This is a genomic window from Dolichospermum circinale AWQC310F, from assembly GCF_000426925.1.
Taxonomy (GTDB): Bacteria; Cyanobacteriota; Cyanobacteriia; order Cyanobacteriales; family Nostocaceae; genus Dolichospermum; species Dolichospermum circinale.
On sequence record NZ_KE384701.1, the window covers coordinates 1,326 to 18,181 of the forward strand.

The following is a 16,856-nucleotide window of genomic DNA, read 5'->3' on the forward strand; positions in this document are numbered from 1 at the left end:
TTGAGGACTCTGCGACATGAAACTTTTTTGAACTGGGCAATATATGGCCTGACCATAGCGGTGGGACTGTATACCCATTTATTGACCGCTTTAGTAGCAGTGGCTCATGGCATTTATGTAGTTTCTCAGCAGGGCTTTCGGTTTAACAAAAGTATTGCCAATTATTTGTTCGCAACTACAGTTGGGCTATTTATTTTTCTTCCATGGATATTTGTATTTATCGCTCATATCACCACGGCAAAACAATTAACTTCCCATGTATCATTATATAAATTAGATAATCCTCTTGAGTTAATTGCTATTTGGCTGGCTCAGACATCTCGAATATTTTTTGACTTTAACTTGAGTACTTATATCCCTTTAGTTAATAAGTCTTTTTTTGAAATAGAACATATAAACTATCACATTATAACTGGATTTTTGTTTACACTATTAATATTTTATATACTGTATTTTTTCTTCAATAAAAAGTTACCTAAATTTACTTTATTTCTAATTCTTTTAGGGGGAGTTCCATCTATTTGCTTGGTGTTACCAGATTTGATTTTGGGTGGAATTCGCTCCACTGTTTTTCGGTATCAGTTGCCTTTATACCTCAGCCTCCAAATTGCTGTCGCTTATGTTTTAGGTGTCCATATCTTCTCGGAGAAGCACTGGCAGCAAAAAATTTGGCAAGGTTTAATGGTTGGATTTCTCTTGGCTGGAATGGTTTCAGATGTAATGCTCTTTAAAGCTGATACTTGGTGGCTACAAATCGGGAATCAATATTCTATAACAACAGCCAAATATATCAATCAACTTGATAATACTTTATTATTAAGTACCAACCATATGTATAATATCGGAAGCTTGCTAATCTTCAATCATCTTTTCAATTCAAATGTCAATTTACTAATTGTGAAAGATGATCATCTGCCAATTCTCCCCCAAGAAGCCCATAATATCTTTTTGTTTGATTCTGATATGACGAATACCCAAAACCTGCTCACTCGATTTAAGGAAGATAAAACCTATTCACTTAGGTCGATTGACGACCCACTCACAGAACTGTGGCAGCTCGAAAAAACTGCAAAAAAAATAGAAACAGCAAGAATAGAAAATGTTTTTAAATTTGGAGAACTAAGTGAAATGTGTCAAGAACATCAGGTTGGTGAAATTAGAGAAGTAAGAAGTAGAGAGAATGTCCATCTATACATTGATTATCCAAAACTGAAGTTAGACTTGTCCTGTTTACCTGTAGCTTTGTTTATCCGTTTTGCCCTAGTGGGTTTGGGTGGGGTAGCGATAGACATGGGAGTGTTTACCCTCCTGCACAAGCCGTTAGGTTTAGCGTTAACTCCCAGTACCATGCTTTCAACAGAGATTGCAATTATTAACAATTTCTTTTGGAATGATGTGTTTACTTTTAGTGATGTTTATGAAAAGCAGCAATCAATCCGTCAGCGATTACAACGTTTTTTCAAATTCAATCTGATTTGTTTTTTGGGGTTAATTTTGAATAGTTTAATTGTCAATTTGCTTTTTTATAGATTAGGTGTGAATGAATATATTGCTAAGTTGGTAGCGATCGCCTGCGTTACTCTTTGGAATTTCTGGTTTAACCTCAAGCTAAATTGGCAGGTGAGACAAGGCAATATAGAAAAACTTTCTTCCAATTTAGAGGATGTTTTACAAGCCTGAAGTCTACCAGCTTGGCTATAAAATCCCAATACAACCAATCATTTATACAAGGACTACTAATTTTTACAGTTATGGCAGTAGCACAACAGAGAATTAAAATTACCTATATTTTCACGCACCATATTCGTTGGGTTCCCTTTGAATTGGTCGCCAAGTATATCGATAAAAGTAAATTTGCAATCGACTATGTCATTCTTAATCAAGGTGATACGATTATCTCCTTTTTAAACCAGATGGATATTCCGTGTACTGTTACTTCCTATCAGGACTATAGCAATACCCCAGAGATTGTCAAATTTATCTACGAACACTTGATTAGAAATAAGACTGATATTGTTCAAACTCATTGGTTCGCGGGAAGCTTGGCTGGAATTCAAGCTGCCTACTACGCACATGTTCCAGTACGAATCTTTTTCAGAGAACATCCTTCAATTAAATACTATACACGTCATGCTCCAAGCAAGCATCACTTGATATGGGAGTGCGCCACTAATATTATCGGTGCTAGCAACTCATGCAAGCAAGGTATGATAGAAGACGGTATACCAGATGATAAAATCACAGTTATACCAATGGGATTTGATATCAGTGAATTTGAAAATGTAGAGCCTTCTCGTATTGAGAAATTGCGATCAAAGTATCTAGCAAATCATGATGGACATGTTATCGGTGTGGCTGCGAGGTATGTCAGATCGAAAGGAGTTGAATACATCATTGAAGCATACAAAAAGGTTCTCGAAACTTATCCCAACGCAATCTTAGTCCTTTCCGGTACACATGTAAATCGTGCCAAATTCGAGGAGCAAAAGCGTAGTGCTCGCAAAGAGGACATCGTTGCGCCTCAATACGACGACATTATCAGTATCACAGATAAGTTATCGCAATTACCTGAGCACAGCTATGTTGAAATCCCATTTGAAGAGGATCTTTTTGCGCTGTTCAGGTTATTTGATATTTTTGTTCATGTGCCTATTGGTTCTGATCTAGAGGCTTTCGGTCTCGTCTATGTAGAAGCAATGCTTTCTAAGGTTCCATCTGTTATTACTCTGACAGGTACTGCTTTGGATTATGCTGTACACAAAGAAAATGCCTGGGTAGTTGATTACAAGAACAGTGATCAAATTGCCGAAGGGATACTAACACTCTTAAACGATTCATGTCTGAGAGAAAGGATCATTAACAATGCTTTTCTCTGTGCCCAACAATACGACATAAGGAATCACATAGAACGACTCGAAGAACTTTATATCTGTGAGCTTCAAAAGAGAAAGAAGTAAGATCAAGTTTTTACTAAAAAGGATGTACTTACATAGTATTTAATCTTAGGTTGTACAACAATCTCCAGAAAGCTTGATAATACTATTGTGATTACAAGCCAAATTAATACACCTAGTAAAAAACTCACAACTGTTCCCTGCCAAGGAAAGTATTTATGCATGAGTATCGCAATCGGCATATGTAATAGATAGAATGCATAAGAAATACGACCCATAAAACTCATTTTTTTTAACCAGTTAGCGGATGTATTATATTTAACTAATAAAATTGCCAGTATAGTGAAAAAAGACGCTGCTACCAATTGCGAATCTTGAAAAATATGTCCCTTTAAAACTATCCAAGCTAAGTGAATAATAGGTATAAAGAAACATAGTAAACGCAAATAACTAAAACCAGAAAAATAGCGACCTGTGATTTCACAGATTATTAATATACATATTGGCAGAATTGTTAAATCCACCAAACTGACCATACCGGGGAAAACTGGATCGTTTAAAATCAATTTACATGTGAAAAAATGATTGGTAGCATGAAATAATAAAATATAGCTAATAAGAGGAAAAAATGATTCGTTGTTTGCTCGTGGTACTTTCCATGATAATAATAGCCCACTCAACCAAAAAATCCATCCGGATGTATAACCAGAAATAAATTGTGGAAATAACCGAAAAAACCAACCAATAATAGTGATTATAAGAGCAGCTAAAAATAAATCTAAGATTTTAGGTCGCAACCACCAGATTAAAATAAAAACTAAATAATATAGAATTTCGTAATTTAAACTCCATATAGCTCCATCACCTGCTATAGGAGGTAGTGAAAAAGCAAAGTATTTATCAAAATTTTGTAAGAAAAATAAATTTCCTAAAACTACATTTAATTTTTCATTTGGTTCAGCTAATACTCCGAAACAAATAGCAATGAGATAAATTGGTAAAATTCTAATAGCTCGGCGTAATATATAATTATGAACCTGGTGAATTGAGAACTCTTTTGTGGTTGTTAAACCAATGACGTAGCCTGATAAAACAAAGAATAGTAAGACAGCACTATGTGCCGCTTGTAAATAACCAAAATAAATATTGGGATGGTAAGTAGGGTCTAAAAAGTTTTTTAGAAAAAAAACATGAGATGATGACACTGAAAGTGCAGCAAGTCCTCTAATACCCTCTAAGTTAAAGTCGTAGCTTGAATGTTTTTCTAAAGAATAATCACTTCTGTTATCAGGCTCCATTTTTACATCCATTTTCATGGGATTTCACTCACCTCTAATATAGTAGTTCGGGTTGTTCCGTATTTTTTCAGTGATCCTTCTTATCTATACTATTTTCATGACTTACGAATAACTGATACGAACACCTCGTCAATTGCTGCCAATACGTCCGCATTCAGTTGCACTCCTGAAGCACCGGCATTGTCAACAATTTGTTTCGGACAACTAGCACCGATAATGGCTGAAGATACATATTCAGAATGTATTACCCAAGCCAGAGCTAACTGTGCCATACTTAACCCTAAGTCTTGGGCAATCGGTTTTAGGTTCTGTACTGCTGTAAGAATGGAATCACTAAACAACTCATCCAGCAAATACCAATTCATTTTCTCATTTGCAGCGCGAGAATTTGCAGGTGGAGATTGTCCTAGCTGGTATTTGCCTGTAAGTACACCTTGAGCTAGTGGTGACCAAACAATCTGACCGATACCATTAGCCGCACACAATGGAAATACTTCAGCTTCCGGTGTGCGCCACAGCATGGAATACTGCGGTTGGCTGGAAACAAAGTTTTCAACTTCAGCAATATCAAGCGCAGACTGAATTTGCTCTGGAGTCCACTCGCTAAAGCCTATGTAACGAGCTTTTCCCTGACGCACTACCTCAGTCAATGCTGTCATTGTTTCCTCCAAAGGTGTATCGGGATCGTAACGATGGCATTGATATAGGTCAACATAATCGGTACGCAATCGGTTTAAGGAAGCATCAATTTGTTTTTTGATCTGGGCTGCTGACAGCCCTCGATCAACAGGTGACGTGGGAAAAAATACCTTCGTTGCTAAGAGATACGATGAGCGATCAATTCCTTGTAATACTTCACCGAGAAATGACTCAGCACCGCCAGCCGCATAAGAATTAGAAGTATCAATAAAGTTAATCCCCATGTCAAAGGCTTTGTAAATACAAGCTTCCGCATTTTCCTTTTCTACACCTTCATGAATACCCCATGAACCAAGACTGATTTCAGAAATAAGCAATTCACTGTTACCTAATTTTCTGTATTTCATTGTATTTATGATTTCATTGTATTTATGATTTCCTTAGTATTTTGCTCTTGATTTACGATCAGAAACTAATTAATACCAATTTAATATGAAGCTGCACATTATTTTTATTTTTACCCCTCCCAACCTCCCCTCAAGAGGGCAGGTGCGGCGGTGGGGATTCTGGTGCGTCTTCATGTAAAAATGGTTTAATCCAAATAATCTGAACCGCCCAATTGCTATGATAATATGAAAGTTTGGGCGGTATTATCATATTATCAAGATAAATTAAATTTGATTATGAGTTGACAACAGTTTCTTTTTCCTCATTTGATGGCAAAGTCACGGGTATCTGTATTCCCATAGTCAGAGTACACGATAACATAAATATGAATAGAGTCAACCATAAAAAATGATTGCTATGAAAATAGAAAGTTGATAAACATAGACCGATGAATCCCAGCAAGCCACTGATTAAGTATGTATTGCGTACAGCAACTCCCTCACCCAAGCCAGCAAAATATCCATCTAAAATATAAGCAAATCCCGACCACACTACAACAAGCAGCACCCAAGGAATATAAACTCTAATTGCTTCTACCAATTCAGAATGGTTAGTGAATATATTAAATATGGGGTCAGGAAAAAAGACAGCAGCCAACCCAACTACTAAACCAATTACCAGATTAGTTGCTAATGCAATTTGCAAAAGTGGGACAAGTTTATGTGTTTCGCCTTGACTTTGAAAGTTACCTGTTAAAGTTGTTGTAGCGTATTCTACTCCATCACACATATACATACTTAACGCTACTACTTGCATAAGTAAAACATTTTCCGCCAAAATATTAGTTCCTAATGTTGCACTAAAAACATTAAAAAGGACAAAAATACATACGATAACTACAGACCTAACAGATAGATTGCTGTTGAGAACAAAAGGATTTTGCAATGCGGAAAAACTGCGGACTTTCCCTATTAAATCAACTACTTCTTGGAACGTAACTTCACGGCTAATCATCGCCAGCCCTACAAATAAAGTTATATACTGGCTAATAGCTTGGGACAATCCAGCCCCCATGCTTGACCAATCCCAAAGCACAATGAAAACGTAATTGAGTAGAACATTAGCAATGTTACCTATAACAGTTAGTAAAAGGACTTGACGATTTTTTTCTCTGCCAAGAAACCAGCCAACTAAGACGAAATTAACTAAAGCCACAGGCGCTCCCCAAATTCGTCCCTGAAAATAAGCCATACCAGCAAGTTCTACGTCTGAACTAGCATTTAACAACATAAAACCTAGCTTCCCTATAGGGTATTGCAGTAGCAGAAACAGGATACCCAATCCCAAAGCAATTAAGACATTTTGTAGTCCTGCTAACAACATTGCTTCTCGATCATCTCTGCCAACGGCTTGAGATGTAACTGCGGTTGTTCCTGACTTGATAAACGAACAACTCTCATAGAGAAAATCAAACAAAATAGCACCTAATGCCACTCCTGCTAAATAACTAATGCTTGATAAGTGTCCCAAGAAAGCGACGCTGATTGCACCAGACAGGGGTATCGTAATATTAGATACTACATTCACAGTAGCAGTTTTCAGAAAGCGATATAGAAAGTCGTATTGAAGCAATGTCACAGTCTTTTGGGATAGATAATCAAATACATTTTACAACAATGCCTATACTGGGAGCAATGGGATTTCGTGGGATACTCCCTTTTTCATGGCGATCACACGCATCCCGAACTAGCCCATTTCTGTTCTTGGTTTTAGCACCTAACAAAATTGCGTTGACCCCCACAATTCTCATATTGAGAATTGTGTATATTCACCAATGGTGTTGAAGTAGGTATTCTAAGCCCAAGCGAGAAGAAAACATGAGAGAACAAGCTTCTTGCTGTGTTGGTAACATTCCATATTCTAGCAGCGCCTCAGCTTCTGCTTGACTACGAATAGGAACCAAATGAGAATGCTCTTCCCACCGACCTGTGCGAAAATGGCGATCAGGCATTTGGGTTTGCACCACGAATACCAAATCCACTTCCCCTGTGAGCGGGTTTCCAGACATACCAACAAACCGAGTATTCTTGTGATTTAAGGTCATAGCAACATTTACTTCTTCCTTCAATTCTCGTTGAGCATCTTGATAAAAATTGATGCCTTGAACTGTCGGAGAAAATGTCGCCCAACCAGCCACAAAGTTGAGAACGCCTATGTGATCAGATGAATTCAATCGCTTACCAATGTAGACATGACCATCAGCAGTCAGAGGAATCACCGCTACCCCAATTCCTCTGGCAAAATAGGCGTAGGGATCATTATAATTTGTCAGGCCGCGCATCATCAGCTTTATTGTGTCTAACGGACTACGGGTCATATCCAGACGACATTGTGGGTAGCTGGTAGGCCCAACTTCCAGGGTGAAGGTGTCTTGACTGCGAGACCAGAATCCCGCTACTCCCGCCCCAGACCAACGGACTTTGCGATCATCATAAGTTCCCGGTTTGCTGCCATCTGTGAGCATACCACTACGAATCTGAGGATTAATCACAGTTTCCAAGTAAGCATGGAATTGCGTGTCAAGTGGCTCATCATTTAGGTTTTGTGCACCATGTCCCTCCCGCACCTGAATTCTGGTTACGCCTACTACCTCAATGGGATGGATCAAGTGAACAAAATCACAACCTGCAATCAGTGCCTCAGATAATGCTTTACCTTGGGGTAAATCTACCAGAGCAGCAACTACTTTCTCAAGATAAGCAAAATATTCCCAGCTTTGATTCACAAGCGATAATCACCTTCAAATTAATGTGTGTATAGTTTTGTTTATAAAATTGTCAACTAGGAAATAGCTCTCTCATGGGGGTTAGTTTGATGAAAAAGCTTTGATACATCCATACTAATTATAACCTTTTCTTGTCTAAGTCCCGCTAACTTCTTGTACTTCTCCCAAGCGGGTAAAACGGATTTCAATTCGTCGTCCTGTGACATCATCTTCACGCGCTATTGCTGCAAATTGTCCATTTGGTAAGCTGTTGTGCAGCTAAATCAAATAAACAGTATTACCTTTATTTTTAACTTTGCGCTCCCATTTAATAATAAGACCTCCTTCGTTTAGCAATTTATTTAATAATTCTTCTAACTGTTCTACTGATTCAAATAATCTGTGAGCTATATATTCTTTCGCTGAATGCCATACCAGTTCAATTAAATTATAATCTGGACTATAAGGTGGTAAAAATTCCAGAATAATATTTGGCATTTCTGCTTGAATACGAGCCAAAATATCTTTTCTTTTATGGTAACTAGCATTATCAAGAATAATCACTATTTTAGCTGAATTATCATTAAAGTCTTCAGGCTTATTTCCTGCTTCTATCCATTCCTGTTTTCAAAAATGGTTGAGAGATTTTAACTGTTCATAAAACACATCTGCATTTCCCTGTTTAATCACAAAATTTATTCTTTTCTTGTCATGGTAACGCAACCCTCCCATAATATTCACTCTTCCCCTTCTTCTTTGTCCTGTCACCTCTTTTCTGTGGCCTTTCTTTCCCCATGTTTTTCTTCTTATCACTCTTAAACTAAATCCACTCTCGTCCCAAAACTATACCTGTAAACGCTCTGGGGATGATTTCGTTATTTTTAAATATTCAGCTAATTTTTCTTTAAATAACTTACGCTTCCCTGGATTCTGTTTATCCTCTAGGCTATACTTTGCCCAAAGGTAAACGTACTTTTTTCTCTCTAAAATTCTCCTTACTTGCGAACTACTTAACTTTATTCCTGTCTGTATTTCTGGATATGTCGCTAATCTTGCTGATGTCCATCTGCCAAATTCATATCCACATTCATCAGGGTTCTTCTCAATTACTTCTAACAACAAATTCTCATATTCTTTTGTTACTTTCCGGAAGTTACCTGCTCTTCTTCCATCTAAAAAACTGTCTATGTTATCCGGATCTCCATGCACTGCCCAATCTGCTACTGTTGTATATCCTATGTCTAAAAAATCACTTATTTCCTGGTAAGTTTTTCCATCATTCATCAACAATAATATTAGTATTTTCTCTCTTACATAAGGATTATCTTGCTCTTTTAGGTGTTTTAATAGCTTTTCTCTCTGTTCTTGAGATAGATGGTTTTTGGCTGGCATAATTCAGAAGCGATAGCGAAGCGCTCCGTAGGAATCGCTTAGTTACTTAATTCTCTATTATACAATCTAGCTGCACAACAGCTTAATATCATAAACGCATTCGACATTAAATCAGTAAATGCTGTCTAAACATTTAGGTCTTAATTCAGAAATGTTGAATGTCGTTACAAAAGTTTACATATTCAGTTTGCACTAATTCCTGCATAAAATTTAGTCCCGCAAAACCTCTATCAATTACCCCAACAGCATCTTGTGGTAAATTAGACATCATTGATGAACCAAATTTATAATCATGATTATGTCCAAAATTTATCAAATTATCTTCTGGACTTCCTGTTGACAGATTGAGGGAACTAAAAAGTTTTACTTGATGATGTCCTCAAACCCATAGTAACTTACTTGTTCAGGTAATTACTGTAGAATCAATTGGACAAATGGCGTATTTATCATGTAACTTTTTGTGAGCTTTTTTCTGGACTAATTTATTCAATTGATGATAAATCTTTTGGAAGATTTCTTGATTTCTGTGTGTGTTAGCCTTGGAAAAAGTCGAAATCCTTACATCAATCCCTGTATTGTTTAATCTTTTAAATAAGTCCCTCATACTTGTTAAACTATTATCCAAGGCATAACCCAACCAACACTCAAAGTAAAGACGGGTGTTCAAAACCGGATAATCATTTTTTGGCAAGGATTTGAGGATGTCTTTGACAATCTTGGGAAATGAATTTATAATCATGATCAAATCAATATTTTGATATAGCTTGCTCAAATTTTAATATATTTTGGGCTATTTTTATCACAGATTTCTTAACATTCAACACTTCTGGAATTTTAGCTAATACTTTATCAATATTTTCTGCATTTTTCTGCCCAAAATATATAGGTGTTCCCAAAGGATTTTCTACAGATATGACATCATCAAAAACCAAATTTTGAGCGAAGGGAACAACATAAACAGAATCACCGATTTTCAGACTGTCTGTAACTATTTGACGTAAACGAATCCGGCCTTGATCATTAAAACCAACACTTTCCGTAACATCAATAGCTAAAACAACATCCCGCTTACCCCCAGTCAACAGGGATACCAACTGTAAGCCATTTTTCTGTATATCAGTCAGTGGTTGTCCGGGGCTAATTTTTGTCAGAGTCACAAACCCTATAGCCTATTTTAATAGTGTATGTTTCAATATTATTGCACAAATAGTCAATAATTTTAGTCAACTATGTAAAAGGATGTTTGCAAAATTTCACGCCCATAAACTCAACAAAAACCACAAAAAAATCTCACGCCCAAACACAAAAACACTCTCCGCGCCTCTGCGCCTCTGCGTGAGATAATATCTTAACTTACAACCACCGAGCCGCATCCTTAGCGTGGTAAGTCAAAATCAAATCAGCACCAGCCCGTTTAAACCCAGTCAAAGTTTCCATAACAACACGTTGCTCATCAATCCAACCATTTAAAGCCGCTGCTTTCACCATTGCATACTCACCGGACACATTGTAAGCCGCTACAGGTAAATTACTAGCTTCTTTAACGCGCCAGATAATATCCATATATGCCAATGCTGGTTTAACCATCAGCATATCCGCACCTTCAGCGATATCTAACTCAATCTCTTTCAGGGCTTCCCTAGCGTTACCGGGGTCCATTTGGTACGTGCGTCTATCTCCAAATTGTGGTGTTGAGTCTGCCGCATCTCTAAATGGTCCATAATAAGCTGAAGCATATTTAGCAGCATAGGACATAATAGGGATATGTTCAAAGCCCGCTGCATCCAAACCAGCGCGAATTGCTTGCACAAAACCATCCATCATTCCCGAAGGTGCGATAATATCTGCACCAGCTTGAGCTTGGGAAACTGCGGTTTTCTTTAATAATTCCAAAGTTGGATCATTTAATACTCTACCTGTTAAATCCCCAACTTGTAAATAACCACAATGGCCATGACTTGTATACTCACACAAACAAGTATCAGCCATGACAATTAAATCAGGAACAGCATTTTTAACTGCGGTTGCTGCTTTTTGGACAATACCACAATCGTGCCACGCGCCGGTAGCATCTATATCTTTATCTTCAGGAATTCCAAATAGGATAATTGCGGGAATGCCTAAATCATAAACTTCTTTAGCTTCCTCAACAATTTTATCTACGGAAAGTTGATAAACACCGGGCATAGATTTGACTTCTTTGGCTATACTTTCCCCTGGTACAGCAAACAATGGATAAATCAAATCGCTAGTAGTTAAAACGGTTTCACGTACCATACGACGTAATTGGGTATGGCTACGCAGACGACGGGGACGGTGGATAGGAAACATAAATTTTGTGCAGAGAAAACAATACGATGGACACAGAATAAAGCGTCACAGAAGCAGGTTTTTAGCTGGCTTTATTCAGACAAACTACAAGCAGTGCTTTAACTGTCTTTTGCCCTACTGTTGATGAAGCTGTGGGGCAATTTTATATTTTACAACTTGATGGACATTTGCTGATCACCAATTGGCAAAAAACAATCTTAAAAAAATGTCAATATTCTCCATGGTCTTAATATCGCGGTTAATTCCCTATTCCCGGAGGTGACAGCAGCAGGGAAATACTATGTTTTAAAAAACCCGGAAAATAAACGGATAACGGTAGGGTTGTTCAGGATTACTGAAAACAGCAATTAGCGCCCAAATGGTTAATCCCCAGTGTAATATATACCCTAAACCTGCTAGTGGTAACAGGATGATTAGGGTTAAAACCAACTAACCGGTTAAAAAAAACAAAGCTGCGAGAATTGCTCCATAGAACCAAACGTTAAAATGGAAATTGATAGGTTCCTTCGCGTTCTCTTTGACGACAGGATCATCTGATACAAATAATATAGCTATGGGTAAACCAACGGAGACAATTGTAGTGCTAAAAAAAATTGCTCCGTGACACAAGGCTGATAATAGTTTACGTTTATCGCTGTCGTACATTCTTTCCTCCTATAACTATATTGCAGAGGGCGTAATTAGGTTAGGTTAAATATGATTGTATAATGATTGCATTATGATTGAGGTACATATAAGCTGGTAGGATGCAGACACAATCAGAGTTTTACTATGAACATTTGTACCTCCTAATCCTGTAATCTACTGTAAAATCATATCATTGCTGCTCAAATAAGCGATCGCTTGTCTAATCCAATCCTCTACATAGGCGTTTTTGGGTAAACCAACATCTTCACTAACGACGTGCAAAGCATTACTAACTTCATGAGCAGTATACCCCAAAGCAAAGAGAGTCATTTGCACTTCTTCTAAAATTCCTGGTGCAGGTCCGCCCGTAGCGACGAAGAAGCCGGCTGATTTGCGCCATTCGATTAATTTACTCTTGAGTTCTAAACAGATGCGTTCAGCGGTCTTTTTGCCTATACCAGGAGCTTGAATTAAGATTTGGATATTAGCAGCGATAATAGCTTGAACTAACTCTGGTAATTCCATTGTATCCAAGAGTGCGATAGCCAAGGAAGCACCAATACCACTGACACTGAGTAAATGACGAAATAAATCCCGTTCCGAGGGAGAAGAAAAACCGTAGAGCATAGGTACTTCTTCCCGGATCTGGTAATGGGTAAAAATTTGTACCACATCTCCAGTAGATGTTAACTGGTTGGCCAGACGTTGAGGAATTTGCAAATCGTAACCCATGCCATTTACCTCTAAGGTCAAGATAACACGATTAGGGGTAATGGCTTGGACACCGGCGACGATACCTTTAAGATAGCTAATCATTCTAGGAAACCAAAATATTTTAAACCTTCCATAATCCCAGCAGCACAACGATTTTGTGCGAGGTAACGATAGTCAGCGGGATGCTGATGATACCATTGCAATAACTCCTCACGAGCATTAGCGACAATGATTCCCCGTTCCCTACCAACAGCGAACAAAGCAATATCATTACCTGAATCACCACAAACAACAGTCTGCTCGGCTGCAAATTTCCACTTCTGACGGAGGAACTGCATTGCTTGACCTTTATCGCTGGTATGGGGTAAGATGTCAAGGTCGATTTCACTACTATAAATTAATTTTATATTTAGTTGGGATTTTTGCAATTCTGTCTCAAGTTGTGGTAAAATGCCCGATAATTCAGCTTTCAGGAAAAAACTGACTTTAAAAGGACGTTGTTCTGTATCCGGCTGTAACACTAATTCCGGGAATTGCTCAGTAATGGATAAAATCTTTTCCCGATGCCAACCTTGAGAGAGAATATCTGCCCATTCTGTGTCAGGATCGTTGCTACCATGCAAATATATTTCCGTACCAACAGAGAGAACTAGAGCATCCGGGGAAAAGAGATTTTTTTCCCGTTGGAGTTCGCGGTAAAGCACAGGCGATCGCCCTGTAGAGTAGACTATCTTTGTACCATATTGTTGACGATGCTGTTGCAAGCGATCGCTCAATACCAACAATGCCTGATCATCGCCTACTAAGGTATGATCTAAATCGCTTACGAATAAAAACTTATTCATGGCCAACTCATGATTGTGAGGTTAATTCACAAAAAGTGTATGTTGTTTTGGCACTTACTGTACAATTCCTAATTCAAAAACAAGCCCTGGAAATTAGAAATTACGGCTATACTAGGAAATTCATGACACGACAAGTCCACGACCAACTGGCCAAAGAATATCTAGAAGAACTATTGAAACCTCTAGGTAAGGTAGAAACCAGTAAAGATGTAAAAAGCGAAGTTCAAGAAATAGATGTTTGGTTTGTTCCAACTACAACATCTACAAATTCCGAATTAGGATTATTAGGAAAAATGGCAGTTACAAGCTGTTTATTTGAACCTTACCGCAATGCACCTAATGAAGTAGAAATTAGAACTTGTTTGTTAAAATTGTATAGTGTACAAGGTGATTTATTGCGAGAAGCGAAACGAGAAAAACGTTCTATTTCTGAACAAGAATTACCCCTTCTATGGATTTTAACACCAACTTGTTCTGAAAGAATACTCGCAGGTTTTGGAGCGCAAACAAAGGAGAAATGGGAAACAGGAGTTTATTTTTTACCCAAATATCAGAAAACCGCCATTGTTGCTATTAACCAATTACCCATAACAGAGGATACACTATGGTTAAGGGTCATGGGAAGAGGTAAAACTCAAACGGAAGCTATTACCCAAGTGGTAAGACTTTCGGAAAATAATCATAAATGGGAAAGACTGGTAGAAATTTTCGCATCTTGGCGGAAGAATTTAGAATTAAATAGTAATGTCAGTGATGAAGAAAGGGAATTAATTATGAGTTTATCACCAGCATATCTTAAACAACGGGAAGAATGGAAACAAGAGGGAATAGAGGAAGGAAGACAACAAGGACAAAAAGACGGACAACGTTTGATGGTAGAGAGTTTGTTAGCGGTGCATTTTGGTAATTTAGATGAGGAGTTATCTGCTATTGTCAGTCCGTTAATGGAACTTTCATTAACAGAAAGAACCCAGTTATTGCTTAATTTATCTAATCTTTCCCGTGAGGAATTATTAGCTAGGTTTAAAGTTGATTAGATATTTACAAAAAAGAGAGACATTTTCTCAAATGTCTCTTGCAATGACTTAATCAATATAGGAATAATATTTGATTTTTGATAGCTTACGTGGCGTAGCCATACAAGACTCAGTAGGTATCAATTCTGTCTTTATTCCTGTGTTCCCTGTTCCCTGTTCCCTGTTCCCTGTTCCCTGACCACACAAGTAAATTCACAGAATCAAACCGGATTCCTATATTTTGTTGTAACAAGGAGGAGATATCAAAGTATCTACCCAGATTTCTGGAAACTCCCATTCAGTTTCTTGTTTTGATGTTTGTTGCAGCATTTTCAGAATTTAGAAGTTTAAGAAAGTACCTTAAGCGTTTGCCATTTGTTGCACTCGTTTGATCATTTCTTTCACTTTCTCAGCATCGGGAGATTTGATACGCTGCAATATCTCTAAAGACTGATGTAAATAATCCAGTGCTGTAACAAAATCTCCTTTTTTGTATGCTAACAACTGTCCCAACATCGCCAAAGTCGCGGCTTTACCTTGGACATTGGCAATGCTTTCTTCAATTTCTAAGGACTGCTGGTAGAGGGCGATTCCTACGGAGCGCTTCGCTATCGCTTCTTCTCTAAATCAACGATCGCATAAAATCATTCACTGCATCATATTGATCTGCCATTCGAGAATAAAACTCTAGTGACCGCAAATCCAATTCTGGTAATAATTCACTCTTACTTACTAAGTCATATCCTGTAGAACGCAAACAATAAACCGAAATTACACCATCTTGCCAAAACCAAACTTCTGATACTCCGACTCGACGATAAATTTCTAGGGTGTCAATTCCACCACTGGTGACTATTATCTCAATTGCCAAGTCTGGAACTGGTTTGCGTGTACCCAAACAATAAGACTCATCTGGTTCTTTGCGAGCGCCTAATTCTTTTGTCCCAATTGTTGTACTACCACGTCCATAAAAACGAATATTTTTCACCCGCATATAAATCTCCAAAAGCTGACCTAAAGTATTTTTAGGTTCTTCATGGGCATCAGATAAAGGAGTCATAATTTCTAAACACCCATCTAAATAAGTTAACTGCGCTCCAGTTTCTGCCAAATCTGCATCTAATTTTTCTAGAGTTTCCCATGTTAGGTTTGATAGCAAAGCTACAACTGGATTTTTTTTAGCTTGAGAAGTTGTGACAACCATCTGATTCACCTTTTGCGCTATTTTTATAATATCCTAATTGCCTAGAAACCCACGGGTGAGACTGATTAAGCGTTTACTACCAACTTCAAAATTATACCTAAACAGTGATCGCATCTGATAAAATTATTCCTATGATAAAATAATGATTCTAATTGATTTAATTATTGTCATAATCATCTTTTTTGGGGTTTTATGGCTTTTTATGTAATGTTAGTCAAGGTTAATGAAGATGATCAAGGTGTTACTTATAATTTTGGTACTGATCCAGAACATTTAGGGAAAGTTCATCTTGATAAAGATAATGGCAAAATTCAAGAAATTGAAGCCATTAATATTGAAAATTATCAGCATATTTTGACAAGAGCAGTGGTTAAATTACGTCAGCATTGGAAAGCAGGTAATTTTCCCGATCATACTTGTTGGGCTTCTTAAAGGTAAGTTTAAGAAATTACCTTAACCATTCGCCATTTGTTGCACTCGTTTGATAATTCCCATCACTGTCTCAGCATCGGGAGATTTGATACGCTGCAATATCTCTAAAGACTGATGTAAATAATCCAGTGCTGTAACAAAATCTCCTTTTTCATCTGCTAATAACTGTCCCAACATTGCCAAAGTCGCGGCTTTACCTTGGACATTACCAATGCTTTCTTTGATTTCTAAAGACTGCTGGTAGAGCAGGGGGTTTTCATTCTCCGAGGTAAAGAAGAAAAGAATAGTGATCTTTTCTTGATAAAATCAAAAA

16 protein-coding genes and 4 pseudogenes are annotated in these 16,856 nt (G+C 37.6%); 4 read left to right on the forward strand and 16 right to left on the reverse strand.

The genetic code is table 11. From position 1 onward, the window contains the following. Nucleotides 1–1,680, forward strand: a 1,680-nt coding sequence (locus ACIR310F_RS27015; RefSeq protein WP_231387579.1) for a GtrA family protein, incomplete at its 5' end; no start/stop codon positions are given. Nucleotides 1,681–1,751: 71 nt separating this feature from the next. Further along, nucleotides 1,752–2,957, forward strand: a complete 1,206-nt coding sequence (locus tag ACIR310F_RS0116765; protein WP_028084832.1) for a glycosyltransferase family 4 protein — start codon at nucleotides 1,752–1,754, stop codon at nucleotides 2,955–2,957. Between the two features lie 2 nt (nucleotides 2,958–2,959). Here ACIR310F_RS0116765 and ACIR310F_RS0116770 read toward each other — a convergent pair whose 3' ends face one another. From ACIR310F_RS0116770 to ACIR310F_RS0116835, 12 genes and pseudogenes are all read right to left on the reverse strand, one after another. Next, nucleotides 2,960–4,210 carry an acyltransferase family protein gene (locus tag ACIR310F_RS0116770; RefSeq protein WP_028084833.1) on the reverse strand — a complete coding sequence of 417 codons (1,251 nt, stop codon included), beginning with the start codon at nucleotides 4,208–4,210 and terminating at the stop codon, nucleotides 2,960–2,962. A gap of 77 nt (nucleotides 4,211–4,287) precedes the next feature. After that, a complete protein-coding gene (locus tag ACIR310F_RS0116775) occupies nucleotides 4,288–5,208 on the reverse strand; it encodes an aldo/keto reductase family protein (protein ID WP_231387580.1) in 921 nt (306 codons plus the stop codon). Between the two features lie 304 nt (nucleotides 5,209–5,512). Continuing rightward, nucleotides 5,513–6,856, reverse strand: coding sequence for a guanitoxin biosynthesis MATE family efflux transporter GntT (gntT, locus tag ACIR310F_RS0116780; protein ID WP_028084835.1), 1,344 nt, complete (start codon nucleotides 6,854–6,856; stop codon nucleotides 5,513–5,515). Between the two features lie 190 nt (nucleotides 6,857–7,046). Further along, nucleotides 7,047–8,003: an NUDIX hydrolase gene (locus tag ACIR310F_RS0116790; RefSeq protein WP_028084836.1), complete on the reverse strand. Its 957-nt coding sequence runs from the start codon at nucleotides 8,001–8,003 to the stop codon at nucleotides 7,047–7,049. A gap of 135 nt (nucleotides 8,004–8,138) precedes the next feature. Beyond that, a pseudogene (locus tag ACIR310F_RS27020) lies at nucleotides 8,139–8,249 on the reverse strand (flagellar motor protein); the annotation flags it as partial. Between the two features lie 12 nt (nucleotides 8,250–8,261). After that, nucleotides 8,262–9,374 (reverse strand): annotated as a pseudogene (locus tag ACIR310F_RS24470) (IS630 family transposase). Nucleotides 9,375–9,561: 187 nt separating this feature from the next. Then, nucleotides 9,562–10,113: pseudogene (locus ACIR310F_RS22870) on the reverse strand (transposase); the annotation flags it as partial. 7 nt (nucleotides 10,114–10,120) lie between these two features. After that, a complete protein-coding gene (locus ACIR310F_RS0116815; RefSeq protein ID WP_028084838.1) occupies nucleotides 10,121–10,531 on the reverse strand; it encodes a hypothetical protein in 411 nt (136 codons plus the stop codon). A 196-nt stretch (nucleotides 10,532–10,727) separates the two neighbouring features. Next, nucleotides 10,728–11,705 (reverse strand): porphobilinogen synthase, encoded by a 978-nt coding sequence (gene hemB / locus ACIR310F_RS0116820; RefSeq protein WP_028084839.1) that lies wholly within the window; start codon nucleotides 11,703–11,705, stop codon nucleotides 10,728–10,730. A gap of 285 nt (nucleotides 11,706–11,990) precedes the next feature. Next, nucleotides 11,991–12,350: pseudogene (locus ACIR310F_RS22875) on the reverse strand (DUF4870 domain-containing protein). Nucleotides 12,351–12,506: 156 nt separating this feature from the next. Further along, the gene (gene ruvA / locus ACIR310F_RS0116830; protein WP_028084840.1) at nucleotides 12,507–13,148 is read right to left on the reverse strand and encodes a Holliday junction branch migration protein RuvA; all 642 of its coding nucleotides are present in this window, start codon (nucleotides 13,146–13,148) and stop codon (nucleotides 12,507–12,509) included. Then, nucleotides 13,145–13,891 carry a sucrose-phosphate phosphatase gene (locus ACIR310F_RS0116835; protein WP_028084841.1) on the reverse strand — a complete coding sequence of 249 codons (747 nt, stop codon included), beginning with the start codon at nucleotides 13,889–13,891 and terminating at the stop codon, nucleotides 13,145–13,147. The genes ruvA and ACIR310F_RS0116835 overlap by 4 nt, the downstream gene beginning before the upstream one ends. 122 nt (nucleotides 13,892–14,013) lie before the next feature. On the opposite strand from ACIR310F_RS0116835, the gene ACIR310F_RS0116840 reads away from it, so the two are divergent. Next, nucleotides 14,014–14,928, forward strand: a complete 915-nt coding sequence (locus tag ACIR310F_RS0116840) for a hypothetical protein (RefSeq protein ID WP_028084842.1) — start codon at nucleotides 14,014–14,016, stop codon at nucleotides 14,926–14,928. A gap of 109 nt (nucleotides 14,929–15,037) precedes the next feature. Here the strand turns inward: ACIR310F_RS0116840 and ACIR310F_RS25775 are convergent, their stop codons facing one another. The 3 genes from ACIR310F_RS25775 to ACIR310F_RS0116850 form a co-directional block, all read right to left on the reverse strand. Continuing rightward, nucleotides 15,038–15,205, reverse strand: a complete 168-nt coding sequence (locus ACIR310F_RS25775) for a hypothetical protein (protein WP_155963882.1) — start codon at nucleotides 15,203–15,205, stop codon at nucleotides 15,038–15,040. Nucleotides 15,206–15,267: 62 nt separating this feature from the next. Beyond that, complete coding sequence (locus ACIR310F_RS25780; RefSeq protein ID WP_231387581.1) at nucleotides 15,268–15,423, reverse strand: hypothetical protein; 156 nt, start codon at nucleotides 15,421–15,423, stop codon at nucleotides 15,268–15,270. Nucleotides 15,424–15,529: 106 nt separating this feature from the next. Then, complete coding sequence (locus ACIR310F_RS0116850) at nucleotides 15,530–16,111, reverse strand: Uma2 family endonuclease (protein ID WP_028084843.1); 582 nt, start codon at nucleotides 16,109–16,111, stop codon at nucleotides 15,530–15,532. Between the two features lie 192 nt (nucleotides 16,112–16,303). Between ACIR310F_RS0116850 and ACIR310F_RS0116855 the strand changes: the two genes are divergently transcribed. After that, nucleotides 16,304–16,543 carry a hypothetical protein gene (locus ACIR310F_RS0116855; protein ID WP_028084844.1) on the forward strand — a complete coding sequence of 80 codons (240 nt, stop codon included), beginning with the start codon at nucleotides 16,304–16,306 and terminating at the stop codon, nucleotides 16,541–16,543. 21 nt (nucleotides 16,544–16,564) lie between these two features. Here ACIR310F_RS0116855 and ACIR310F_RS24475 read toward each other — a convergent pair whose 3' ends face one another. Then, entirely contained in the window at nucleotides 16,565–16,720 is a 156-nt protein-coding gene (locus ACIR310F_RS24475; RefSeq protein ID WP_196803231.1) for a hypothetical protein, read from the reverse strand. Nucleotides 16,721–16,856 lie beyond the last annotated feature (136 nt).

Coding starts and splice junctions, on each gene's coding strand:
- ACIR310F_RS0116765 (WP_028084832.1), top strand. CDS start 1,752: ATGGCAGTAGCACAACAGAGAATTAAAATTACCTATATTTTCACGCAC.
- ACIR310F_RS0116835 (WP_028084841.1), bottom strand. CDS start 13,891: ATGAATAAGTTTTTATTCGTAAGCGATTTAGATCATACCTTAGTAGGC.
- ACIR310F_RS25775 (WP_155963882.1), bottom strand. CDS start 15,205: ATGGGAGTTTCCAGAAATCTGGGTAGATACTTTGATATCTCCTCCTTG.
- ACIR310F_RS0116850 (WP_028084843.1), bottom strand. CDS start 16,111: ATGGTTGTCACAACTTCTCAAGCTAAAAAAAATCCAGTTGTAGCTTTG.
- ACIR310F_RS0116840 (WP_028084842.1), top strand. CDS start 14,014: ATGACACGACAAGTCCACGACCAACTGGCCAAAGAATATCTAGAAGAA.
- ACIR310F_RS0116855 (WP_028084844.1), top strand. CDS start 16,304: ATGGCTTTTTATGTAATGTTAGTCAAGGTTAATGAAGATGATCAAGGT.
- ruvA (WP_028084840.1), bottom strand. CDS start 13,148: ATGATTAGCTATCTTAAAGGTATCGTCGCCGGTGTCCAAGCCATTACC.
- ACIR310F_RS25780 (WP_231387581.1), bottom strand. CDS start 15,423: ATGTTGGGACAGTTGTTAGCATACAAAAAAGGAGATTTTGTTACAGCA.
- ACIR310F_RS0116770 (WP_028084833.1), bottom strand. CDS start 4,210: ATGAAAATGGATGTAAAAATGGAGCCTGATAACAGAAGTGATTATTCT.
- ACIR310F_RS24475 (WP_196803231.1), bottom strand. CDS start 16,720: ATGTTGGGACAGTTATTAGCAGATGAAAAAGGAGATTTTGTTACAGCA.
- hemB (WP_028084839.1), bottom strand. CDS start 11,705: ATGTTTCCTATCCACCGTCCCCGTCGTCTGCGTAGCCATACCCAATTA.